The following is a 23,286-nucleotide window of genomic DNA, read 5'->3' on the forward strand; positions in this document are numbered from 1 at the left end:
TCAGTCCGGCAGGCGCGCGTCCGGCGGGATGTAGCGGCCGGGGAACATCTCGCCCAGCATGGATTGGCGCTCGTAGGTCAGCGCGCGCAGACGGGCCTCGATGACCGAGGCCTCCACCTGGTCGGCATCCGGCCGGCGCGACTGGCGCAGGCCCGAGCTCATGCGGTCGATGGCGCCGTTCAGGTCGCCGGCGGCGGCGTAGACCTCGGCCTGGGCGCGCACGGCGCGCAGCGGCTGGCCCAGCTTCTGCCAGACCAGCGCCAGCTGCGCCCACGCGAACGAGTCGCGCGGCTGCAGGCTCACGTGTGTCTGCAGCGCATCGGCCGCGTCCCGCAGCGCGGGTGCGCCGGCATCGGCCACCAGCGCCAGGCCCACGCGCTGCATCAGCATCGGGCGCGACTTCTCGCCGGCCAGCGTGTCCAGCGCGGCCGTGCCCTCCATCGCGCGGCCGCGGGCCTGGGCCAGTTCGGCGCGCAGATAAGTCAGCTGCCGGCGTGCGGCGACAGTCTCGGCAGGGCTGGGGTTGATGAGCTGCAACGTCACCTCGGCGCTGCGCAAGGTGGCCTCGGCGCGGTCGAAGTTGCGCAGCTTGATGGACGACAGCGCCGCCGCATAGCGCGCGCCCAGCTGCTCGTAGCCGCCGCTCTCGCGGATGTTGCGGGCGCCGGCGTCGTAGTTCTCCAGCACCTTCCAGGCGTCCACGCGCGGGTCCATCAGCGCGCGGGCGCGGGCGGCCATCAGCGCATGCTCGGCCAGGCCGCGCGGGCGCGCGAAGGGCTCCAGCGCCAGCCGCGTGCGGGCGTCGCCGATGCGCTCGCTGGTCAGCGGGTGCGAGCGCAGGTAGGGGAAGGCGCCGTTGTCCATCAGGTGGTAGGCCTGCTCCATGCGTTCGAACATGCTGACCATGCCGCTGCCCGCAAAGCCGGCCTCCACCAGCACGTTGAAGCCCACGCGGTCGGCCTCGCGCTCCATGTCGCGCGAAAAGTTCAGCGACAGCTGCGTCGCCGCCGCCTGGCCGCCCACGATGCCGGCGTTGGCCAGGTCGATGTTGCCGCGCGTGGCGGCCAGCACGCCCAGCAGCAGGCCGGCGATGGCGATCATGCTGTTCTTGGAATCGCCGGCGATGCGGCGCGCGATGTGGCGCTGCGTCACGTGCGAGATCTCGTGCGCCAGCACCGAGGCCAGCTCGTCGCGCGACACGGTCATCGCGATCAGCCCCAGGTGGGTGCCGATGTAGCCGCCCGGCAGCGCGAACGCGTTGACGCTCTTGTCCTCGACGAGGAAGCTCTCCCATGCGAAGCGCGTCTGGATGTCCTCGCCGATGTGGCCCAGCTTGCGCGAGCCGGCGATCAGCGGCTCGAAGATGGTGGCCATGTATTCCTGCAGCAGCGGGTCCTGCACGACGGCCGGGTCCAGTCGGATCTGGCGCATGTAGCGCTCGCCCAGCTGGCGCTCGGCGCTGACGTCCAGGTCCTGCGACACCGAGTCGCCGAGCGCCGGCAGGTTGACCTGCGCATTCAGCGGCGTGCCGGGCAGGGCCAGCATGGCGGCGGCGATCAGCGTCAGCAGGGGGCGGGTGGCGAACGAGGTGGTCATCTGGCAGGGGCTCCGGCCGCCGGCGGCTCAGGCCCGGGCGGCTGTCTATGATGCCTGCAACCCGCCGACCCAATGTTTCGTGAAGATGAAGCCCCTCGCCCAGGCTTGCGCCGCTGGACGCGGCAAGCCTGGTCGGTCCCCCGAGGGGACGGCGATGCTTGGCGGATTGACCGCCAAGCATCGCCCTGGCGGGCCGGCTTGGGGCGGCCCGGCGCTCGGCCCCACATGACTGGACCACTGACATGACTTCCCCGCTGACCCATTTCGACGCGCAGGGCCAGGCCCACATGGTGGACGTGTCCGCCAAGGCCGAGACGCACCGCGTGGCCGTGGCGGCCGGCGAGATCCGCATGCGGCCCGAGACCTTCGCGCTGATCGCCAGCGGCACCGCGAAGAAGGGCGACGTGCTGGGCGTGGCGCGCATTGCGGCCATCCAGGGCGCCAAGCGCTGCAGCGACCTGGTGCCGCTGTGCCACCCGCTGCCCATCACGCGCGTCAAGGTGGACTTCGAACTGGACGAGGTCGGCAGCCGCGTGCTGTGCCGCGCGCAGGTGGAGACGCTGGGCCGCACGGGCGTGGAGATGGAGGCGCTTTGCGCCGTGCAGGTGGGCCTGCTGACCGTCTACGACATGTGCAAGGCCGCCGACCGCGGCATGGTCATCGCCAGCGTGCGGGTGCTGGAGAAGCAGGGCGGCAAGTCGGGCGACTGGCACGCCCTGGATTCAGCGGAGTGACCGCCAGTCGATGATGCCGGATGCCGGCTGGCACTGCACCATGACCGGCCCCGAGGCCGGCTCCGCACAGCTGGCGAACCAGCTGTCGCCCGTCGGGTTGCGGAACTCGCGCAGCCGGTCAGCCAGGTAGCGCGCGCCCTCGATATCGCCTGTCGCCTCCAGCGAGCGCGACCAGTACATCAGCAGCCGCGCGTCGATGAGACTGAAGCCGGTGCGCTGCGCGGCGGCCAGCGCGGCCGGGCCCGGCGGCTGGCTGGTGGCGGCCGCGTAGTCGGCCTGGTGGGCGAAGAACAGCGAGCGCTGGCCGCTGGCGATGCGCTTGCCCAGCGGCACGGCGTCCTCGCTGGGCGCGTAGATGGCGACGACGCGCTGGTAGTCCATCACGGCGAAGGCGCTGCCGGCGATCAGCAGCACGCCGACCAGGCCCAGCGGCAGCGGCGATGCCGGCCGCGCGGTGTCGGCCTCGCCATCGCCGTCGCGGGCCGGCAGCGTCAGCCCCAGCGCGAAGCAGGCGGGCAGCAGGAAGTAGGCGTACCACAGCGGGTACTCCAGCAGGCTGTGCAGGCCGATGGTCAGCACGATCATCAGCGCCGCGCGGCGCAGCCGGGCGTCCTCGCCGCTGCTGCGCGCCGCGCCGCGCCAGGCCTGGACCAGTGCCCAGGCGAGCAGCGCCAGCACCGCGCCCGCCCACGGCAGGCCCAGCTCGACGGCCAGCTGCGAGGCGATGTTGTGCGTGTGGTCGAAGAAGGCGATGGGCCGGTTCGGGAAGGGCGTCAGGCTCCATGCGAAGTTGAACTCGCCCCAGCCCACGCCCAGCCACGGGTGGGCCAGCGTCAGCGCCCACGCGTCGCGCAGGATGGCCAGGCGCGACGGCGAGCCTGCGCCTTCGGCCATGCGCGCCGCGCCACGGAAGGCGTGGCCGCTTTCGGCGGACCAGAGGGCCATCAGCCACCAGCTCACGCCCAGCATCAGCAGCGTGCCGGCGAGGTTCCAGCGCGCGGTGCGCGACAGCTGGCGGTCCAGCGCGCCCCACAGCGCCAGCATCGCGATGCCGATGTAGCCGGTGCGCGATGCGCTCAGCACGACGGTGAACACGCAGGCGAACAGCAGCGGCGTCAGCAGCCAACGCCAGCCGCGCCTCTCGGTGACGAAGACGGCGGCGACGGCGGCCCACATCATCAGGCTGGCCAGGTGGTTGGGCTGGCGCAGGTTGCTGACCGCGCTGCCGACGACGCCGGAGCGCGCGATGACGGTGCCGTCGGCCAGGTCAGGTGCGAACACCTGCACCAGGCTGATGGCCACGCTGAGCAGCCCGGTGATGAGCAGGCCCCAGCACAGCCCCTCAGCGGCGAGCCGGCGCGCGGTGCCGGACAGGCCCTGGGCCAGCAGCAGCACGGCCAGGCCGGCGCCGATGACGGCCGCCGCGCCCAGGCCCAGCGACAGCGGCAGCGAGCGCCACAGCACGGACGTCAGCGGCGCGATGAACAGCAGCGCCAGCGCCAGCGTCGCGGGGCTGGTCAATGCGGCGCGCCAGCCCGGCGCGGCGCGCGACCACAGCAGCAAGGCCAGACCCCAGCCGGCCAGCGCGAGCAGCTGGTTGTAGAGCGTGGCGGCGGGCGTCTGGTTGAAGGCCAGCAGCGGCGGCAGGGCGGCGGCGATGACGAGGCCGAACGTCGCCGCGTCGGCGGAAGCAGGGGTCTGGGTGGACATGGGCGCGCATGATGGCACGCCCCCCGCGGTTCAGGACTTGCCCGCCGTGTCCTCGTGGTAGTCGTCGTCGATGTTGACGGCCCAGATGGCGTCGCGCCCGGCACCGCCGGCCATGATGGCCTGCGCGGCCAGCCGCGCGGACAGCATGGAGTGGTCTTGGTTGTTGTAGCGGTGCATGCCGTTGCGGCCGCACAGGAACAGGTTGTCCAGGCCGTCCAGCCAGCCGCGCAGTTCGTCGAAGCGCTCGAACGCCGCGCCGAAGTAGCCCGGGTAGGCCTTGGGCTGGCGCAGCACGGTGGCGTCCAGCAGCTCCGCCTCGTCGGCCATGCCCAGCTGCTGCATCTCGCGCACGGCCAGCGCCTTGAGCTGCTCGTCGTTGAGGGCCCACAACTCATCGTCGTCGCGGGCGAAGAACTCCAGCCCCAGCCAGACGGTGTCCGGGTCGGCCACCATGTAGGGGCTCCAGTTGTTGAACACCTGCACGCGGCCGACCTTGACGCCGGGCTCCTGGATGTAGATCCAGTTGTCCGTCACGCAGCGGGCCTTGCCGGACACCTTGGGCGACATGCGCCGGTAGAGCAGGCCCACGGTGATGAAGTCGCGGTATTGCAGACCGGAGGCGACGGCCAGCGCGGGCGCATCGGGCGCCGGGCGCAGTGCCTGGGCCAGCTCGCGGATGGGCATGGTGGACACGACGGCGCTGGCGTCGAAGCTTTGGCGCTGGCCTTGCGCATCGCGTGCGACGACGCGCTCGACCTTGTTCTCGCGGCGGTGGATCTCGTCCACCGCCAGCCCGCGCAGCAGCCGCCCGCCGCGGCGCTCGAACTCGGCGGCGGCCGTCTCCCACATCTGGCCGGGGCCGTACTTGGGGTAGAGGAAGCTCTCGATCAGCGAGGTGTGCTGGGTGTCGGTCTGGCCGGTGACGATCTTCTTCAGCGCCTGCTTCGCCGCGCTGCCGATGGACAGGCTCTTGATGCGCTGCGCGCCCCAGTCGGCGCTGATGTCGCGGCAGGGAACGCCCCAGACCTTCTCCGTGTAGCTCTTGAAGAACTGCAGATAGAGCTGGCGGCCGAAGCGGTTGATGAAGAAGTCTTCCAGCGTGCGCTCGGGCGCGATGGGGCGCGCCGCGGCGGCCATGTAGCTGCCGGCGAACTGCAGGCAGCGCAGCGGGCCCATCTTGCGCACCAGGTCCATGCCGGGCTTGAGCGGGTAGTCGAAGAACTGCCCGCCGAAGAAGATGCGCGACTGCCGGCTGCGCACCAGCAGCACGTCGTCGTCGGCCTCGCTGGCGGTGACCTCGTGGCTGCCGAGCAGGCGCTGCTGGCCCTGGTAGGCGAGCTGGGTGTCGCCACCGTGCGCGGGCTTGGCGACGGGCAGCACGTCGCGCCACCAGTCCATGACCCAGTCGGACTTGGAGAAGAAGCGGTGACCGCCGATGTCGATGCGGTTGCCCTTGTAGTTGACGGTCTTGGAGATGCCGCCGATGGCGTCGGTGGCTTCCAGGATGGTGACCTGCGGGTAGCCGGCGCGCAGCAGCTCCAGGCCGGCGGTCAGCCCGGCGGGGCCGGCGCCGATGATGAGGGTGGTGGGCGAGGTCATGCTTGCGGGCGGAGCGCGGCGCGGCGTGCGGTGAACAGCAGGCTCTTGCGCAGCGCGAAGTTGAAGAGGAACACGCCGCAGGCGGTGGTCAGCTTGGCGGCCAGCGGCGCCATGCCCAGCCGCTGCACCAGCAGCCACAGCAGCGCCTCGGTCAGCAGCAGGCCAGCGACGCCGATGAGCGCGAACAGCGCGAACTCACCCCGGCGGTCGGCCAGGCGGTGCTGCGCGAACACATGGCGGGTGCTGAGCGTGTAGACCAGCACCAGCCCCAGGCAGAAGCCCAGGCCCGCCGCCACGGCCAGTGGCAGGCCCAGCCGCAGGCCGAGGCTGAACGTGGCCGTGTCCAGCGCCAGCGCGGCGGCGCTGGCGGCGAAATACAGCAGGAACTCGCGCAGGTGCTGCGGCATGTCAGGGGGCCTCGGCGGGTTTGAGTTGGGTGCAGGCGTAGAGGTGGAAGGTCTGCGGCGGCTCGCGGTGCGGGGGCGGTTGCCAGGTGGCAAGCGGCACCTTGCCGGTGAGCGGGCCGCGCAGGATCAGGAAATCCGGCGCGTCGAACTCGGCGCACAACGTCATCAGTCGGTCGGTGCTGGGCATGTCGCAGCGCAGCCAGTTGGGCTGGCTGCGGCTCAGCGCTGCCCCGGTTCGGCATCGTCCGCGATCCTCGTTGATCAACCGGTAGCTGGCCTTGCGCGGGCCGAACATCAGTCCGGTATCGCGGTTGAAAAGCACGCCGGCGCCCTGTTGTGGCGCGTAGTGGCTGCTGCGCTCCAGCAGCCCCCACACGGGCAGCAGCTGGTCGGGCCAGTACACGGTGGCGTCGGGGGGTATATAAGCCGCGAAGGGCTGTCCGGCGGTCGGCGGTGATTCGACGGCATGCGCCAGGTCCTGGCGTTGGTCCCAATGCAGGAAGGTGGCACACAAAAGCACCACGCTCACGCCGCTGGCGACGACGGCACCCGCCGTTCCCCGGCCGGCGACCTGCAGCAGCGCGGCGAATGCCGCCGCCGCGACAGCCGGAAAAGCTGCGAGCTTGAAGAGGCCGTCGCCCCACAGCGTCGATGGCGATTGCCAGCTCAGCTGTCGCAGCTGACCGTCGAGCTGCTGCGCCGACAGGCCCAGCGCACACAAGGCGATGCAGCCGCACGCTAGATGCACGGTGGTGCGGGAGGCACTGCGCACACGCCAGGCCACGAGGGAGGCGAGCGCCCACAGGGACAGTGTTGCAACGCCATGGTCTGTGCCGATGTGGGCGTTCAGCAGCGCCAGTGCCAGCGCGCAGGCGCTGACCGGCCACAGCCCGCCGTGCTGCCAGAGGCGGGCGAGCAGCCACGGCGCCAGCGCCATGGCGAGCAGATGCGCCACCCAGTGCGCTCGCCACAGCTGCAGTTGCGTGAGCAGGACGATGTGCAGGCCGTCGACGCAGAGCGCCGTCAGGCCGATGAAGGCGACCGTGATCAACACCACGGCGTAGATCAGACGGGTGCCGGCGTCTGCCGGACGCAGCCGGGTGGCCGCGAGCAGCACGGCCAGGTCCAGCACGACGGTGAGGTGGTCCTGCAGCGTCCAGTTGGCGAGCAGGACCTGGCGGTTGCCCGTCTCCACGAGCGCCCACCAGTACGGGTCGTAGACCTTGAGCAGGCCAATCCACGGGGGAATGCCCGCGAAGCCCGCGAGCAGCGCCACGGGAATGCCGGCCAGCAGCCACCACCAGCGACGGTCGGCCTCGGCGAGGTGGCACCAGCTGATGGCCATGACGGGCAGCGCCATCAGCGGATGGAACAGCGCCGCCAGCAGCTGCAAGCCCACCACGGCGCGCCACTTGCCCGCCAGCAGAGCCACGAGGCTCCACAGCAGTGCGGGCTCCGCAAAGCTGCGTGCCGTGACGAAGGGCTCGCCATAGCTGAACACCCAGGTGCCGCCGTAGGTTGGCGACATGACGGCAAAGGCCAGCAGTCCCCACAGCGGCAACGGCCCGGTCGGCTCGAAGCGGCGCAGCAGCGCCAGCATCGCGCCCAGCATGAGCGCCCAGCCGACCAGCAGCACGGCGACATGGGTGCCCATCTGGCCCAGGTGCGCGTAGAGCGGCACCGTCAGGTGCGAATAGATCGAGTAGCGATCCTGCGAGCCGCCGGCGAAGAAGACGTCCTGGGCGAGGCCCGGCACGCGCGAGTTCAGCAGCGCCTGCCCGAAGTACAAGATGCCGTCATGCCGTAGCCCCTGGTAGGGATGGGCCAGCAGCATCCAGGCCGCGATGGCGATCAGCGCGGCCAGGGTGGTGAGACGGTGCTTGAGGGGCATTCGCAGGGAAGGTAGACGAAAAGAAAGGGGCCGAAGCCCCTTGTCTTGGTCAGTGCCGCCGGGGCGGCACCTTGAAACGTCATGCTTAGCTGCTGACGTTGTTCTTCTCCAGCGATTCCTTGATCACCGTGTCGGTGATGCTGGTAGTCGTCTTCCAGATAACGGCGTTGCCGACGATTTGGTCCACGTCGAAAACGATCTTCTCGTTCTCGGTGCCCGCGCCGATATTGTTCAGAGTGATCGTGATTTTTCCGTTGGTGACGGAGTCCAGCGACTTGACTTCCTTCGTGCCCTTGAAGTCGCCAGTCGCCATGATGCCGTTGGTGCCAGCGTCGCAGCCAGTCTTGTCACCGCCCTTTTCCTGAATGCACAGGGCAACGGCGGACTTCAGCGAGTCAGCGACCGTCAGGGCGTTTGCCGCCTTGGCGCGCGTCGTGTACGTGCGGTACTGCGGCAGTGCCACTGCGGCCAGGATGCCGATGATGGCCACGACGATCATCAGTTCGATCAGGGTGAAGCCCTTCTGGGCTTGGGTGCGAGCTTTCAGTTGCATGTCTGTTCTCCAGCGAGAGTGGTTGGGAGGTGGGCAGATCCCATGAATGCAGGGGGCGTGCCAGCTTTTTGTGGGGGGTGATCCGTGCAAAAGCACACGTCCGAAGGCCTTGCGGGCCCGCTTCTGACAAAAATCGTCACTTCCAGGTGACGCGTTTTGTCGCTTGACGGCCGGCGGGCAAGAAACGTCAGACAGCAAAAACGGCGCCGAGGCGCCGTTCGTGTTTCACCGCTAACGTCCAGTTACAGAACCATCTCCTGCCCCGCCTGCAGCGCGCTGATGCGGTGCGGGCTGGTGAGGGCCTGCACGCCGGCCATGACGGCATCCATCTCGCCGGGCTTGATGTGCGTGATGCGCACGTCCACGCTGCCGGCGAGCTGCGCCAGCTCCCGGCCGAGCTCGGTCGGGCACAGGTGCTGGCTGACGTGGGCCAGCTCGATCTCGTCGTCGCTGAAGGCCGTCTCGATGACCAGGTGGGACAGGCGCAGCTGCGCCAGCCGCTGCCACAGCGCCGGGTTGGGCCCGGTGTCACCGGTGAAGACCCAGTGCGCATGGCCGCCGGCCGCGCCGCCGTCGACGGCGAAACCCACCGCCGGCACCGTGTGTGCGGCCGACAGCACCTCGATGGCGCGGCCGCCCAGGTCCAGCCGGTCGCCGACCTGGAAGGGGTGCAGGCTCAGCACCGGCGCCTCGCGGCTGGGCAGGCGTGTGAAGTCGGGCCAGATGGCGCCATTGAAGATGTGCTGCTGCAGCGCCGCCAGCGTCTGCGGCAGCGCGTGCACCTGGATGGGCGGGCGGCCGGCGGCCGCGCGCAGGCGCAGCACGGCGTCGGCTAGCAGCGGGATGCCCAGCACATGGTCCAGGTGGGAGTGCGTCAGCAGGATGTGGTCGATGGCGGCCAGGGCATCCAGCGGCAGGTCGCCCACGCCGGTGCCGGCGTCGATGAGGACATCGTCGTCCAGCAGGAAGGCGGTGGTCTTGTAGCCGGCGGCGATGGCGCCGGAGCAGCCCAGGACGCGGATGTTCATGCGATGCGTTGGCTCGGGATCGGGGGCCTCGCGCCTGGCGAGGTGGAGCCAAGAATGTACGCACCCGCCCCGGGGGGCGAACGGTCGGAATACCGAGTTGGGGGCATCCCGGCCGTGAGGAAATCACACGCCGGCGACTCCCGCCGGTCCGGCGCTGCCGGGCGGCTGGAAGTGCCCCTTTCGAGGGCGTGTCAGCCTTGGATGAACTGCATCTGCGTGCCGGCCAGCTCGATCAGGTCGCCGCTGCGCAGTGCAATCGATTCGCCCGTCAGCGGGATGCCGTTGACGCTGGGGCGCTGCGCGCCTTCGACGTGGGCGAACACGTAGCCGGTGGGGCGTTTGGTGATGGAGGCCACCTGCACGCCGGGCTTGCCCAGCGTCGTGACGACCTTGGTCAGCGCCACCTCGCGGCCGGCGGCCGCACCCGTCAGCACCTTGATGGAGGCGGGGCCGATGGCCGCCACGCTGCCGCCCAGGCCGCCGAACGAGGAGCCCAGCCCACCCGCCAGGCCCGGCGGCGTCGCACCGGGCTTGAGGATCATGGTCTTTTCGTAGTCCCCGCCGTCATTGAGCAGGAACTTGATCTTGTACTTGCCGATCTCGACCGTATCGTTGTCAGCGAGCAGCTGCTTCTTGATGGCCTTGCCGTTGATGTACGTGCCGTTGGTGGAGTTGAGGTCTTCGATGAAAACGTCGTTGCCCACCATCTGCAGGACGGCGTGCTCACCCGACACGGCCAGGTTGTCGATGACGATGTCGTTGTAGGGACGGCGACCGAGCGTCGTCTTGTCCTTGGTGATCTGCACCTCCTTGATCACGACGCCGTCGAGCGAAACCACCAGTTTGCCCATGAATGACCTCAAGTTCTGTTGTTCGTGCCGTGACTCTCAGGCGAGGATGTCAGTTGCCGCCACGTCTTCCGAAGGGCCACCAGCCCCGGCCTTCGGTTCTTTGACGGCCCTCTGCGCGGGCCAGGATCAGGGCGATGTTATCGCGGCCGCCGCTCTCATTGGCCGCGTTGATCAGCGCCTGTGCAGCCTCGGGCAACGTGGGATTGCCGTTGAGCAGGTTGGCGATGCTGTCATCGTCGAGCATGTCGGACAGCCCGTCGGAGCAAAAAAGGTAGGTATCGCCGGCCTGGACCTCGTGCAGGTGCAGCTCCATCAGCACGGTGTCTTCCACGCCGACAGCACGCGTGACGAGGTTCTTGTTGCTGGAGAAGGCGGCCTCCTCCACGGTCAGCAGGCCGGCGTCGATCTGCTCCTGCAGCAGCGAGTGGTCGCGCGTGATCTGCTGGAGGCGACCCGCCCGCAGGCGGTAGCCGCGCGAGTCGCCGACGTGGCCCAGCAGCAGGCCCTCGGGGCGGAACACGCCCAGCACCAGCGTCGTGCCCATGCCGGCGTACTTGGGGTTGGTGTTGGCGGCGTTGAAGATGGCGCGGTTGGCGTTGTCCACGCAGATGTCCATCGCCCGCTTGACCTCGCCGGCGCGCGCCTCGCGGCCGGCGTCTTTGAGCCAGCGGCCCAGTTCGGAGCTGACGAAACCGGTCAGCATCTGGCTGGCCACTTCACCGGCGTTGTAGCCGCCCATGCCATCGGCCAGCACGGCCAGGCCGGCTGCCTCGTCGAGGGCGACCGAGTCTTCGTTGTTGTCGCGCGCGCGGCCCACGTCGGTGGCGCTGAAGAACTCCAGGATCATGAGGCTCGGGAGGAGGGGTCTTGGGGCTCGCCGGCGTGGGCGGGGGAGCGGCGATTCTGCCCTGCTTCCTCCGGCGTCAAGCGCAGTGTTTGTGCGAAGGCTGCTTCCTGGGACTTGACGGATTCGGCCTGCGGCGCTGCGGGCTCGGTCTGCAGGTCCATGATGAGCACGGCGTCCAGGTCCCGCGCCATCTGTTCTCCAGAGGGATAGCGCAGTTCGGGGCGCTTCTCCAGCGCGACGGCCAGCACCAGCGCCAGTGATTCGGGCAGCTCGGGGCGGTGAATCCTCACGTCCGGCGCCGGCTCGATGGCGATCTGCTGCATCAGCCGTGCCATGGAGTCGCTCTGGTGCGGCAGCGCGCCGGCCAGCAGCTGGTACAGCAGCACACCCAGCGAATACAGGTCGCTGCGGCCGTCCACCGTCAGGCCGGCCAACTGCTCGGGCGACATGAAGGACGGCGTGCCCAACACCAGGCCCGTGCGGGTGCGGCTGCCGTCGCCGACGCGCGCGATGCCGAAGTCCATCAGCTTGAGGCTGCCGTTGACGCGGTCCAGCATGACGTTGGCCGGCTTGATGTCACGGTGGATAACGCCGCGGCTGTGCGCATAGTCCAGCGCCCGCGCCAGCCGCGCGCCGAGCTGAACGACCTCGCGCACCGGTAGCAGCTGGCCGGGGCGGGTGAACAGGCTGAGGTCGCGGCCCAGCACGTACTCCAGCGCGATCCACGCGTCGCGGCCGTCCTGGCCGGCGTCGACGACTTGCAGGATGTCGGGGTGCTCCAGCGCGCGGGCGGCGCGGGCCTCGCGCATGAAGCGCTCGCGCACGTCAGCCAGGTCTTCGGCCGAGAACTCGCGCGAGAGGGCCAGCCGCTTCACGGCCACCTGCCGTCCGGTGGAGCGCTGGGTGGCCTTGTAGACGATGGCCATGGCGCCGCGACCGATCTCGGCGCCCAGCTCGAAGTCATGCAGGTCGGGCGGTGCCGGCGTGGGCCTGGCCTGCGCGGGCGAGGCGCCCGGCGCCTCGGTCTGCTGCGCGAGGGGCAGCGTGGAGAGCTCGCTGGGCGGCGTGTCCGCCACGCGTCCGACGAGGCGTTGCCAGAAACCGGGTTTGCCGCCGCTTGCCATGCGGCCGATCTTAGGGGGCTTCGGCCTTGCCGCGCCGGGCCAGCCACATGCCAGTGGCCACCACGGCCACCGCACAGCCGATGCTGACGGTGTAGTCCAGGCCGTGCATGTGGGCTTCGAACCAGTCGTGCACGGCCGCATCGTTCGTGGCCATCTCGCCGGCCACGAAGCCCAGCAGCGCCGCGCCCAGCGTGATGATGACCGGGAAGCGCTCCATCAGCTTCAGCAGCAGCGTGCTGCCGAAGATGATGAGCGGGATCGACAGGCCCAGGCCGATGATGAGCAGCAGCACGCGGGCGTTCTCCGGCGCGCTGTTGGCTGCGGCCGCGACGGCGATGACGTTGTCCAGGCTCATGACGAGGTCGGCGATCAGGATGGTGCGGATGGCCACCCAGATGCTGCTGCTGGCATGCACGTCGGCGTCGTCACCCCCATCGGCCAGCAACTGCACGCCGATCCACAGCAGCAGCACGGCGCCGATGAGCTTGAGCCACGGCAGCTGCAGCAGCTGCACCGCGAACAGCGTCAGCACGACGCGCAGCACGATGGCTGCGCCGCTGCCGAAGAAGATGGCGCGCTTCTGCTGGTCGGCGGCCAGGTTGCGCGAAGCCAGCGCGATGACGACGGCGTTGTCGCCGGACAGCAGGATATTGACCCAGATGATCTTCAGCAGGGCGATTAGGAAGGCGGCGTTGAGCAGGTCCATGGCGTGGCGAGGCAGGGGATGCGGGAGTTTCGGCGCGCGCAGGCGCGCTGTGTCTGCGGAAACTACGCAGGCGAGGGGCGGAATGAAAAAGGGCCGTTCGATGAACGGCCCTCGTCGATGCTCAAGGCAGGTTTACAGCAGCGCCTTCAGCAGCTTGCCCATCTCGGACGGGTTGCGCGTGATCGTGAAGCCGCACTCTTCCATGATGGCGAGCTTGGCGTCGGCCGTGTCGGCGCCGCCGGAGATCAGCGCGCCGGCGTGGCCCATGCGCTTGCCCGGAGGGGCGGTGACGCCGGCGATGAAGCCGACGATGGGCTTCTTCATGTTGGCCTTGCACCAGCGGGCGGCTTCCGCCTCGTCCGGGCCGCCGATCTCGCCGATCATGATGACGGCGTCGGTGTCCGGGTCGTCGTTGAAGGCCTTCATCACGTCGATGTGCTTCAGGCCGTTGATCGGGTCGCCACCGATGCCGACGGCGGACGACTGGCCGATGCCCAGCTCGGTCAGCTGCGCCACGGCTTCATAGGTCAGCGTGCCGGAGCGCGACACGACGCCGATGCGGCCCTTCTTGTGGATGTGGCCCGGCATGATGCCGATCTTGATTTCTTCCGGCGTGATCAGGCCGGGGCAGTTGGGGCCCAGCAGCAGCGTGCGCTTGCCGCCGGCGGCTTCCTTGGCCTTCATCTTGTTGCGCACTTCCAGCATGTCGCGGACGGGGATGCCCTCCGTGATGCAGATCGCCAGGTCCAGGTCGGCCTCGACGGCTTCCCAGATGGCGGCCGCAGCGCCCGCGGGCGGCACGTAGATGACCGAGACGGTCGCGCCGGTCTGGCCGGCGGCTTCCTTGACGGTCGCGTAGATGGGGATCTCGGAGAACTTCTCGCCGGCCTTCTTCGGGTTCACGCCCGCAACGAAGGCGTTCTTGCCGTTGGCATAGGCCTGGCAACCCAGCGTGTGGAACTGGCCGGTCTTGCCGGTGATGCCCTGGGTGATGACCTTGGTGTCTTTGTTGATGTAGATCGACATTTCTCTTACTCCTGGGCTTTAGGCAACGGCCGCAACGATCTTGGTGGCCGCTTCGGCCATCGTGTCGGCGGCAATGATGGGCAGGCCCGATTCGGCCAGCATCTTCTTGCCCAGTTCTTCGTTGGTGCCCTTCATGCGCACGACCAGTGGCACGGACAGGTTCACGGCCTTGCAGGCGGTGATGACGCCCTCGGCGATGGTGTCGCACTTCATGATGCCGCCGAAGATGTTCACGAGGATGCCCTTCACGCTCTTGTTCTTGAGCATGATCTTGAACGCCTCGGTCACCTTCTCGGCCGTGGCGCCGCCGCCGACGTCCAGGAAGTTGGCCGGCTCGCCGCCGAACAGCTTGATGGTGTCCATCGTGGCCATGGCCAGGCCGGCGCCGTTCACCAGGCAGCCGATGTTGCCGTCCAGCGAGATGTAGGCGAGGTCGAACTTGGAAGCTTCGACTTCGGCCGGATCTTCTTCGTCCAGGTCGCGGTAGGCGACGATCTCGGGGTGGCGGAACAACGCGTTGGCGTCGAAGTTGAACTTCGCGTCCAGCGCCATCAGGTTGCCCTTGGAGTCGCAGTTCAGCGGGTTGATTTCAACCAGCGACGCGTCCGTGTCCATGTAGCACTTGTAGAGCTTGGCGAAGATGTCGACAGCCTGGTCGACCGAGCCGCCGGTCAGGCCGATGGCGCCGGCGATCTTGCGCGACTGCGCTTCGGTCAGGCCGGTCAGCGGGTCGATCAGCTCGGTGATGATCTTCTCGGGCGTGCTGTGGGCCACCTCTTCGATGTCCATGCCGCCTTCGCTCGATGCGATGAAGGCGACCTTCTGCGTGCCGCGGTCGGTGACCAGCGAGACGTACAGCTCGTTCTTGATGTCGGCGCCGTCTTCGATGTAGAGGCGGCGGACCTTCTGGCCTTCGGGGCCGGTCTGGTGCGTCTTGAGCTGCATGCCCAGGATGCCTTCGGCCTTTTCCTTGACGTCGTCGATGGTCTTGGCGACCTTGACGCCGCCGCCCTTGCCGCGGCCGCCGGCGTGGATCTGGGCCTTCACGACCCAGACCGGGCCACCCAGCTTCTGGGCGGCTTCAACGGCTTCCTGCACGGTGAAGGCGGGGATGCCGCGCGGCACCGGCACGCCGAACTGGCGCAGGATTTCTTTGCCCTGGTATTCGTGGATTTTCATGGCTGGGTCTCTCGGGTCGGGGAAGTCAGGAAACGTTGGTCGCGGTCTCTGGCGCCTGGTGCCAGCGCGGGTAGAACTTGGCGACGGTCTCGCCGTCGCGCCGAAGGGCGTGGCAGCGGTCGAGCTGGAAAGGCGGGTTGCCGTCGGCATCGCCCTCGCGGGTGTCGATGACGGAGCCGGCCATGGCCTGGATGACGGCCGTGGGCAGCACTTGGCAGAGTTCGGTCAGGTGGGTGCAGCCGCGCGTGCCGCCCAATCGTTCCTGGACGGCCTGACGGAAGCCTTTCATCAGGTTCAGGCCGACCAGGCGGGCGTAGGCGTCGCCGTGCTCGTTGCAGGCGCCGGCGTACGGCATCCACCGGGTCTCCGACGTGGCGGCCGTGATGGCCAGCGTCGCGTCGACGGTCAGATGCAGGTGCATCTCGTGGATGGGGTCGCCCGCGCGGCGCGTCTCGCCGGCCAGCGGCACGTCATGCGACTTGGTGTCGATGAGGCTTGCTTCGACGTCGAACAGGCCGTCTTCACGCGCGAACACCTGCACATCGAGGGCGCGGCGGTGTAGCTGGCGGCGCGTGACGGAGGGTTGGACGGGGGGCATGAAACGGAACGGGCGAAACAATCCCGGCCGGTGCCGGGGACAGCGGGTGGAGCGACTCGCAGGGCCGCTTTGCCAAGGAGCTGAAGGCGTGTAACCGGGTGAACCGCCGTGCTGGCGGCAGCCGGCAATGTAGCACGGAGGGGAAAAATGCCTCCGCGTGCGCCGTCAAGCGGCCTTCAGGCGCGCAGCAAGCGGCGCACCAGATCGGGGGCAAACCCGCGTGTCAGCAGGAAACGTGTCTGCCGCGCCTGCGCCGTCGCGTCGCGCGGCGGTTCGGCGCCAAAACGCTTGTGCCAGACCTCGCGGGCGCGTTCCAGCTCGGTTTCACGCAGCGTGGTCTGCTGGTCGGCGTCCAGCTTCAGCCCATGCCGGGCCAGTTCCTGCTGGATGCGCTGGGTGCCGAAGCGGCCGGCACGCACGTGCAGCCGCGATTCGACAAAGCGGGTTTCGTCCAGGTAGCCGTCGGCAGCGAGGCTGTCGAGCAATGCATCGATGGCGGCCGAACGCGCTTCGGGGTCATCGTCTTCGGTCGGCGTCTCGTGATCCGCGCCGTCGGCGTCGGCCGACGTCACGGTCTGCTGCGCGCGCTGCTGCTCGATGCGCAGCAGCTTGCGCCGCAACTCGGTGCGGCTGTGCTCGCGCTGGGCCAGCAGGCCGATGGCGCGTGCTTTCAGCGACAGCGGCCCGCGGCTGGCCATGCTCCGGTGGCGTGGCGCGGCGGTTTAGGCTGCGTCGGGCGCATCGGCGCCCAGCGGCGCGACGCCGACGGCCGTGCGGATCTTGTTCTCGATCTCGCGCGCGATGTCCGGGTTCTCGCGCAGGAACTCGCGCGAGTTGTCCTTGCCCTGACCGATCTTCTCGCCGTTGTAGGCGTACCAGGCACCGGACTTGTCGACGATCTTGTGCACCACACCCATGTCGACGATCTCGCCCTCGCGGCTGATGCCTTCGCCGTAGAGGATGTCGAATTCGGCGGTCTTGAACGGCGGGCTGACCTTGTTCTTGACGACCTTGACCTTGGTCTCGGAGCCGATGACCTCTTCGCCCTTCTTGATCGAACCGATGCGACGGATGTCCAGGCGCACGGAGGCGTAGAACTTCAGCGCATTGCCGCCGGTGGTGGTTTCGGGCGAGCCGAACATGACGCCGATCTTCATGCGGATCTGGTTGATGAAGATGACCGTGCAGTTGGTCTTCTTGATCGTGGCGGTCAGCTTGCGCAGCGCCTGGCTCATCAGGCGGGCCTGCAGGCCGGGGAGCTGGTCGCCCATCTCGCCTTCGATTTCGGCGCGGGGCGTCAGCGCGGCGACCGAGTCGATGACGATGAGGTCCACGGAGCCGGAGCGCACCAGTGCGTCGACGATTTCCAGCGCCTGCTCGCCGGTGTCGGGCTGGCTGATCAGCAGGTCGGTCAGGTTGACGCCCAGCTTTTGCGCGTACTGGATGTCCAGCGCGTGCTCGGCGTCGATGAAGGCGCAGGTGCCAGAGAGCTTTTGCATCTCGGCGATGACCTGCAGCGTCAGCGTCGTCTTGCCGGAGGACTCGGGGCCGTAGATCTCGATGACGCGGCCGCGCGGCAGGCCACCGACGCCCAGCGCGATGTCCAGCCCCAGCGAGCCGGTAGAGACGACCTGGATGTCCTCCAGCACCTCGCCTTCACCGAGACGCATGATGGAGCCCTTGCCGAACTGCTTCTCGATCTGCGAGAGGGCGGCCTGCAGGGCCTTGGCTTTTTCGGTGTTCAGGGCTTTGACGGGGGCGTCCATTCGAATCTCCAGGTGAATGCGTGGATTATGGGTCAATCTGTACGTTTGTACAGTAGTTTTGTCCGGCGGTTTGAGGACAGCTGGCCCCCGCGAGGGGACTTGAAAGCGCCGGTATCGGGTCTGTGAATCGGATGCTACGGGCTGGGTAGCTCATGGCGTGAGCCAGTTTGCGGAGTTGCGCCAGCGCAGAGGGCAGCCGGCGTCGGCCCGTAACATCGGGCGCAGGAGACAGACAACCATGCGCATCCTCATTGCGGAAGACGACCAAGTGCTGGCGGACGGCCTGCTGCGCGCGCTGCGCGCGTCGGGGTATGCGGTGGACCGCGTGAGCAGCGGCACCGAGGCCGACACGGCGCTTGCCACGCATGAGTTCGACCTCGTCATCCTGGACCTGGGCCTGCCGCGGCTGCACGGGCTGGAGGTGCTGCGCAAGCTGCGCGCGCGCGGCTCGACGATGCCGGTGCTGATCCTGACGGCGGCCGACAGCGTGGAGCAGCGCGTCAAGGGCCTGGACCTGGGCGCGGACGACTACATGGCCAAGCCGTTCTCGCTGCAGGAGCTGGAGGCGCGCGTGCGCGCGCTGACGCGCCGCGGCCTGGGCACGGCCAGCAGCGTCATCAAGCACGGGCCGCTGACGTTCGACGCGACCGGCCGCGTGGCCTACATCAACGACCAGATGCTGGAGCTGTCGGCGCGCGAGCTGTCGCTGCTGGAGGTGCTGCTGCAGCGCGCCGGGCGGCTGGTCAGCAAGGACCAGCTCGTCGAGCGGCTGTGCGAGTGGGGTGAGGAGGTCTCGAACAACGCGATCGAGGTCTACATCCACCGGCTGCGCAAGAAGATCGAGCAGGGCCCGATCCGCATCGCCACCGTGCGCGGGCTCGGTTACTGCCTCGAAAAGATCAATTCGTGATGGCGCACCCCGCCGGCCGGGTACGGCCGTCGACCCTCCGCGAGGGTCGGACCTTGCTCGGGAGCGGCCCAGCGCTGCGGTCCGCGTAAATGCCAACCAAGGAAGGCGCCAGCCCGCAGCAGGGCTCGCTGTTCGGCGAGATCCTGGACTGGATGCTCGCGCCGCTGCTGCTGATCTGGCCGATCAGCGTGGCGCTGACGTGGCTGGTGGCGCAGGGCATTGCGAGCCGACCCTACGACCGCGAGCTGGGCGAGATGGCGCGCAGCCTGGGCCAGCAGGTGGCGGCCGCCGAGGCGCCGCAGAAGGGCCGCGACCGCTACGCGCTGGCGCCGGAGGCGGCGGCGCTGCTGCGCGTGGACGCGTCGGACACTGTGTTCTATCAAGTGCTGGGCCTGCGCGGCGAGCTGCTGAGCGGCGATGCGGCGCTGCCCGTGCCCACGGACGATGCACCCGCCGTGCCGTGGGAGCTGCACTTCCGCGACGACGAGGTGGGCACGGACGCGGTGCGGGTGGCCTACCTGTGGGTGGCGCCGGAGGGGCAGGCCGGCCCGGGCAAGGCGATGCTGGTGCAGGTGGCCGAGACGCTGGGCAAGCGCGCGCGGCTGACCAACGAGATCATCAAGGGCGTCATCCTGCCGCAGTTCGTCATCCTGCCGCTGGCGGTGCTGCTGGTGTGGCTGGCGCTGGCGCGCGGCATCTCGCCGCTGAACGAGCTGCAGCGGCGCATCCGCTCGCGCGAGAGCTCGGACCTGTCGCCCATCGACGAGCAGCGCGTGCCGGACGAGGTGGCGCCGCTGGTGCAGGCCATCAACGACTTGCTGGCGCGGCTGGACTCCTCGATGAGCCGGCAGAAGCACTTCCTGGCCGACGCGGCCCATCAGCTGAAGACGCCGCTGGCCGGGCTGCGCACGCAGGCCGAGCTGGTCCAGCGCGAGATCGATGCGGGCCGCTCCAACCCCGACGAGCTGAAGCGCTCGCTCGCGCAGATTGCACGCGCCAGCGAACGCGCCGCGCACATGGTCAACCAGCTGCTGTCGATGGCGCGGGCCGAGGATGCCGAGCAGGCCATGCGCCGGGAGTCGGTCAACCTGGCTGAGGTTGCCGTCGACACGGTGCGCGACTTCGTGCCGCGGGCGCTGGAGCGGCGCATCGACCTGGGCTACGACGGCGTGGTGCCGGACGACAGCCGGCTGCGCGTGCACGGCCAGCCGGTGCTGATCGGCGAGCTGATCCGCAACCTCGTCGACAACGCGCTGCTGTACACGCCGGCGGGCGGGCTGGTGACGGTGCGCGTCGTGGAAGACCCGTTCGGCCAGGTCGTCGTGCTGCAGGTGGAGGACACCGGGCCGGGCATCGCGCCGGGCGAGCGCGAGAAGGTGTTCCAGCCGTTCTACCGGTCCCTCGGCAGCGGCGTGGAGGGCTCGGGCCTGGGCCTGGCCATCGTGCAGGAGATCGTGCAGCAGCACGACGCGGAGCTGATGCTGGACGACACCCGCGTGCGCCGCGCAGCGGGCGGCGAGTCGCCGGACGGGCAGGGGCCGGGGGCGCGGTTCACGATCCGGTTCCCGGCAACGCCGGCCGCACCGCCGGCTATGTCTTGACCAGCTTTTTTACGCGCGCGATCGACATCAGCAGGCCCAGGCTCAGCCCCAGCGTCACCATCGCCGTGCCGCCGTAGCTGATGAAGGGCAGCGGCACGCCGACGACGGGCAGGATGCCGCTGACCATGCCCATGTTGACGAACACGTAGGTGAAGAAGGACAGCGTCACGGCGCCGGCCATCAGCCGTGTGAACAGCGTCGGCGCGTCGGACGCGATCATCAGCCCGCGCAGGATCAGCGCCGTGAAGCCGGCCAGCAGCGCCAGCGCGCCGAGGAAGCCGAACTCCTCGCCGAAGGCCGCGAAGATGAAGTCGGTGGTGCGCTCGGGGATGAACTCCAGGTGGGTCTGCGTGCCCTGCATGAAGCCCTTGCCGGTGGTGCCGCCGGAGCCGATGGCGATCTCGCCCTGGATGATGTGGAAGCCCTTGCCGAGCGGGTCCTTGGACGGGTCCAGCAGTGTGCAGACGCGGTGCTTCTGGTACTCCTTCAGCACGGGCCATTTGACGTCGGGCTGGCAGATGGCGTCCTCGCTGAGCACCAGCGTCGTGGCGCCCGCGGCGGCCAGCACGACCGCCGGCACGATGAGCTTCCACGGCAGGCCGGCGAAGAAGATCACGTACAGGCCCGCAGCAAGCACCAGGATGCCGGTGCCCAGGTCGGGCTGCTTGGCGATCAGCAGGAAGGGCAGCAGCAGCAGGCCGAACGCGGCGATGAAGTCGGGCCAGCGCAGGATGCCCTCGCGCTTCTGGAACCACCAGGCCAGCATCAGCGGCGTGGCGAGCTTGAGCAGTTCCGACGGCTGGATCTGCGTGATGCCGATGTTGAGCCAGCGCGTGGCGCCCTTTTTCGTGATGCCGAACAAGGCGGTGGCCAGCAGCAGCGTGACGCCGAAGACGTACAACGGGATGGCCACCGCCATCAGCTTCTGCGGCGAGATCTGCGCGACGATGAACATCAGCCCCAGCGCCAGCGCCATGTTGCGGGCGTGGTCGACGAAGCGGGTGCCGTGGTCGTAGCCGGCGGAGTACATGCACAGCAGGCCCCAGCCGCACAGCCACAGGATGGCCAGCAGCAGCGGGATGTCGAAGCCGCTGAGCCAGGGCTTGAGCCGCTGCCACAGGGGCGGGCGCTCGATGACGGTCATCGTGAGGCTCCTGACGCGGGCGCCGAGGCCGCGGACGCGCCGGCACCCGGCGCGCCGGGCTGGCCCGGCAGCGGCACGTCGGCCGCGCGGCGCGGTGTGCCGATGGGTGCGAAGGTCTGGCCCAGCTGGGTCTTGGCGATGTCTTCCTCGCTGGGGTAGGTGCCGGTGAGCAGATAGTCGAACACGCGGCGCGCGATGGGGGCGGCCGAGGCCGAGCCCCAGCCGGCGTTCTCGACGATGACGGCCAGCGCGACCGTGGGCTGCTCCAGCGGTGCGAAGGCGACGTACAGCGAGTGGTCGCGCTTGCGCTCGTCGGCCTTGATGCTGCTGTATTTCTCGCCTTGCCTCAGGCCCACGGCCTGCGCGGTGCCGGTCTTGCCGCCGCTCTGGTAGGCCGCGCCCAGGAAGACCTGGCGCGACGTGCCCTCCAGCGTCACGCCGTTCATCGCGTTGCGGATGACGTCGACGTCGGCCGGGCGCAGCGGCAGCGGCTCACGGGCGTCGCTGGCGATGCGGCGGCGCTCGTGCTTCACCACGTCCTCGATCTCGCGCACCAGGCGCGGCCGGTAGCGCTGGCCGCCGGAGGCGACGGTCGCGTAGGCATTGGCCATCTGCAGCATCGTGAAGCTGTTGTAGCCCTGGCCGATGCCCAGCGAAATGGTCTCGCCCGGGAACCACTTCTGGTTGGCCGGGCTGCGGCGGAAGTACTCGCGCTTCCAGGCCTGCGACGGCAGCACGCCGCTGACCTCGCCCTGCACGTCGATCTCAGTCTTGCTGCCGAGGCCGAACGGCGCGAGCTGGTCGTGGATCAGGTCCACGCCCATCTCGTTGGCCAGGCTGTAGAAGTAGACGTTGGATGAGCTGACGATGGCCAGCCGCATGTCCTTGGGGCCGGGCCGGTCGGTCTCGGGGCTGCCGAAGGTGCGGCCGCCGAAGCTGTAGGTCAGGTTGTCCATGACGACCGTGCCGGGTGCACGCTTGCCGCTGGTCAGCGCCGCCATCGCCATCAGCGGCTTGAACGTGGAGCCGGGCGGGTAGGTGCCGCGCAGCGCGCGGTTCAGCAGCGGCTTGTCGATGTCCTCGTTAAGGTCGCGCCAGGAGTCGACGTCGATGCCGTCGACGAAGAGGTTGGGGTCGAACGTGGGCTTGGACACGAAGGCCAGCACCTCGCCGTTGCGCGGGTCGATGGCCACCAGCGCGCCGCGTCGCTCGCCGAACAGCTGCTCCACCAGCGCCTGCAGCTTGATGTCGATGGACAGGTTCAGCGTGTTGCCGGGCGTGGGCGGGCGGTGGTCCAGCCGGCGCACGGCACGGCCGCCGGCGCTGGTCTCGACCTGCTCGAAGCCGGTGATGCCGTGCAGCTCGCGCTCGTAGGCCTGCTCCAGCCCCAGCTTGCCGATGTACTCCGTGCCGCGGTAGTTGGAGATGTCCTCCTCCTCCCAGTCGTCCATGGCCTTCTTCTCGGCCTGGTTGATGCGGCCGATGTAGCCGATCAGGTGGGCGCCGATGTCGCCCAGCGGGTAGGAGCGGAACAGCCGCGCCTTGATCTCGACGCCGGGGAAGCGGAAGCGCTGCGCCGTGAAGCGCGCGACCTCCTCGTCGGTCAGCTTGGTGCGGATGGGCAGCGAGTCGGTGTGCTTGGCCTCGTCCATCAGGCGCTTGAAGCGGCGCTTGTCGCGGGGCTGGATGTCGATGACGTGGCCCAGCGCCTCGATGGTGCCGTCCAGGTCCGTCACCTTCTCGGGGTTGATCTCCAGCGTGTAGGCCGAGTAGTTGCTGGCCAGCACAACGCCGTTGCGGTCCTTGATGAGGCCGCGGTTGGGCACGATGGGCACGACGGCGATGCGGTTGCTCTCGGCGCGTTCGGCAAAGCTGTCGTGCTGGATGACCTGCAGCCACACCAGTCGCGCGACGAGCAGCCCGAAGCAGAACAGCACGAACGCGACCGCCGCCAGCACACGCATGCGAAAGCGCGACAGCTCCTGGTGGAGGTTCTTCAGGACGACCATGTCAGTG

At 69.0% G+C, this 23,286-nt stretch carries 21 protein-coding genes; 3 read left to right on the plus strand and 18 right to left on the minus strand.

Annotated features, from left to right (window positions below):
* Positions 1 to 1,596 (minus strand): M48 family metalloprotease, encoded by a 1,596-nt coding sequence (locus AC1Q7O_RS08375; RefSeq protein ID WP_492660981.1) that lies wholly within the window; start codon positions 1,594 to 1,596, stop codon positions 1 to 3.
* A gap of 242 nt (positions 1,597 to 1,838) precedes the next feature.
* On the opposite strand from AC1Q7O_RS08375, the gene moaC reads away from it, so the two are divergent.
* Positions 1,839 to 2,330, plus strand: coding sequence for a cyclic pyranopterin monophosphate synthase MoaC (moaC, locus tag AC1Q7O_RS08380; protein ID WP_492660982.1), 492 nt, complete (start codon positions 1,839 to 1,841; stop codon positions 2,328 to 2,330).
* Here moaC and AC1Q7O_RS08385 read toward each other — a convergent pair.
* The 15 genes from AC1Q7O_RS08385 to recA form a co-directional block, all read right to left on the minus strand.
* Complete coding sequence (locus AC1Q7O_RS08385; RefSeq protein WP_492660983.1) at positions 2,319 to 4,040, minus strand: PglL family O-oligosaccharyltransferase; 1,722 nt, start codon at positions 4,038 to 4,040, stop codon at positions 2,319 to 2,321. The two genes, moaC and AC1Q7O_RS08385, sit on opposite strands and share 12 nt — an antisense overlap.
* A 30-nt stretch (positions 4,041 to 4,070) precedes the next feature.
* Positions 4,071 to 5,639 (minus strand): NAD(P)/FAD-dependent oxidoreductase, encoded by a 1,569-nt coding sequence (locus AC1Q7O_RS08390; protein WP_492660984.1) that lies wholly within the window; start codon positions 5,637 to 5,639, stop codon positions 4,071 to 4,073.
* On the minus strand, positions 5,636 to 6,046 hold the full coding sequence (locus tag AC1Q7O_RS08395) for a GtrA family protein (RefSeq protein WP_492660985.1): 411 nt from the start codon (positions 6,044 to 6,046) through the stop codon (positions 5,636 to 5,638). Before AC1Q7O_RS08395 ends, AC1Q7O_RS08390 begins: the two co-directional genes overlap by 4 nt.
* A gap of 1 nt (position 6,047) precedes the next feature.
* On the minus strand, positions 6,048 to 7,937 hold the full coding sequence (locus tag AC1Q7O_RS08400) for a hypothetical protein (RefSeq protein WP_492660986.1): 1,890 nt from the start codon (positions 7,935 to 7,937) through the stop codon (positions 6,048 to 6,050).
* Between the two features lie 85 nt (positions 7,938 to 8,022).
* The gene (locus tag AC1Q7O_RS08405; protein ID WP_492660987.1) at positions 8,023 to 8,490 is read right to left on the minus strand and encodes a pilin; all 468 of its coding nucleotides are present in this window, start codon (positions 8,488 to 8,490) and stop codon (positions 8,023 to 8,025) included.
* A gap of 242 nt (positions 8,491 to 8,732) precedes the next feature.
* Positions 8,733 to 9,518, minus strand: a complete 786-nt coding sequence (locus tag AC1Q7O_RS08410; protein ID WP_492660988.1) for a 3',5'-cyclic-nucleotide phosphodiesterase — start codon at positions 9,516 to 9,518, stop codon at positions 8,733 to 8,735.
* Between the two features lie 191 nt (positions 9,519 to 9,709).
* On the minus strand, positions 9,710 to 10,369 hold the full coding sequence (locus AC1Q7O_RS08415) for an FHA domain-containing protein (protein WP_492660989.1): 660 nt from the start codon (positions 10,367 to 10,369) through the stop codon (positions 9,710 to 9,712).
* A 49-nt stretch (positions 10,370 to 10,418) separates the two neighbouring features.
* A complete protein-coding gene (locus tag AC1Q7O_RS08420) occupies positions 10,419 to 11,216 on the minus strand; it encodes a Stp1/IreP family PP2C-type Ser/Thr phosphatase (RefSeq protein WP_492660990.1) in 798 nt (265 codons plus the stop codon).
* Positions 11,213 to 12,340 (minus strand): serine/threonine-protein kinase, encoded by a 1,128-nt coding sequence (locus AC1Q7O_RS08425; RefSeq protein WP_492660991.1) that lies wholly within the window; start codon positions 12,338 to 12,340, stop codon positions 11,213 to 11,215. Before AC1Q7O_RS08425 ends, AC1Q7O_RS08420 begins: the two co-directional genes overlap by 4 nt.
* 10 nt (positions 12,341 to 12,350) lie before the next feature.
* The gene (locus tag AC1Q7O_RS08430; RefSeq protein WP_492660992.1) at positions 12,351 to 13,046 is read right to left on the minus strand and encodes a TerC family protein; all 696 of its coding nucleotides are present in this window, start codon (positions 13,044 to 13,046) and stop codon (positions 12,351 to 12,353) included.
* Between the two features lie 132 nt (positions 13,047 to 13,178).
* On the minus strand, positions 13,179 to 14,072 hold the full coding sequence (gene sucD / locus AC1Q7O_RS08435) for a succinate--CoA ligase subunit alpha (RefSeq protein ID WP_394509500.1): 894 nt from the start codon (positions 14,070 to 14,072) through the stop codon (positions 13,179 to 13,181).
* A gap of 18 nt (positions 14,073 to 14,090) precedes the next feature.
* Positions 14,091 to 15,251: an ADP-forming succinate--CoA ligase subunit beta gene (gene sucC, locus AC1Q7O_RS08440; RefSeq protein ID WP_492660993.1), complete on the minus strand. Its 1,161-nt coding sequence runs from the start codon at positions 15,249 to 15,251 to the stop codon at positions 14,091 to 14,093.
* Between the two features lie 25 nt (positions 15,252 to 15,276).
* Positions 15,277 to 15,849: a DUF2889 domain-containing protein gene (locus tag AC1Q7O_RS08445; RefSeq protein ID WP_492660994.1), complete on the minus strand. Its 573-nt coding sequence runs from the start codon at positions 15,847 to 15,849 to the stop codon at positions 15,277 to 15,279.
* A 176-nt stretch (positions 15,850 to 16,025) separates the two neighbouring features.
* Complete coding sequence (locus AC1Q7O_RS08450; protein ID WP_492660995.1) at positions 16,026 to 16,547, minus strand: regulatory protein RecX; 522 nt, start codon at positions 16,545 to 16,547, stop codon at positions 16,026 to 16,028.
* Between the two features lie 24 nt (positions 16,548 to 16,571).
* Positions 16,572 to 17,615, minus strand: a complete 1,044-nt coding sequence (gene recA / locus AC1Q7O_RS08455) for a recombinase RecA (protein ID WP_492660996.1) — start codon at positions 17,613 to 17,615, stop codon at positions 16,572 to 16,574.
* A 238-nt stretch (positions 17,616 to 17,853) separates the two neighbouring features.
* Here recA and AC1Q7O_RS08460 point away from each other — a divergent pair, with 238 nt between their 5' ends.
* Together AC1Q7O_RS08460 and AC1Q7O_RS08465 are read left to right on the plus strand one after the other, a co-directional pair.
* Positions 17,854 to 18,525, plus strand: a complete 672-nt coding sequence (locus AC1Q7O_RS08460; RefSeq protein WP_394509494.1) for a response regulator — start codon at positions 17,854 to 17,856, stop codon at positions 18,523 to 18,525.
* An 89-nt stretch (positions 18,526 to 18,614) separates the two neighbouring features.
* A complete protein-coding gene (locus tag AC1Q7O_RS08465) occupies positions 18,615 to 20,126 on the plus strand; it encodes a sensor histidine kinase (protein ID WP_492660997.1) in 1,512 nt (503 codons plus the stop codon).
* Here the strand turns inward: AC1Q7O_RS08465 and rodA are convergent.
* On the minus strand, positions 20,116 to 21,270 hold the full coding sequence (gene rodA, locus AC1Q7O_RS08470) for a rod shape-determining protein RodA (RefSeq protein WP_492660998.1): 1,155 nt from the start codon (positions 21,268 to 21,270) through the stop codon (positions 20,116 to 20,118). The genes AC1Q7O_RS08465 and rodA overlap by 11 nt on opposite strands.
* On the minus strand, positions 21,267 to 23,279 hold the full coding sequence (mrdA, locus tag AC1Q7O_RS08475; RefSeq protein ID WP_492660999.1) for a penicillin-binding protein 2: 2,013 nt from the start codon (positions 23,277 to 23,279) through the stop codon (positions 21,267 to 21,269). The genes rodA and mrdA overlap by 4 nt, the downstream gene beginning before the upstream one ends.
* Positions 23,280 to 23,286: the final 7 nt, after the last annotated feature.

It is taken from the genome of Roseateles sp. GW823-FHT07B05 (assembly GCF_058794515.1).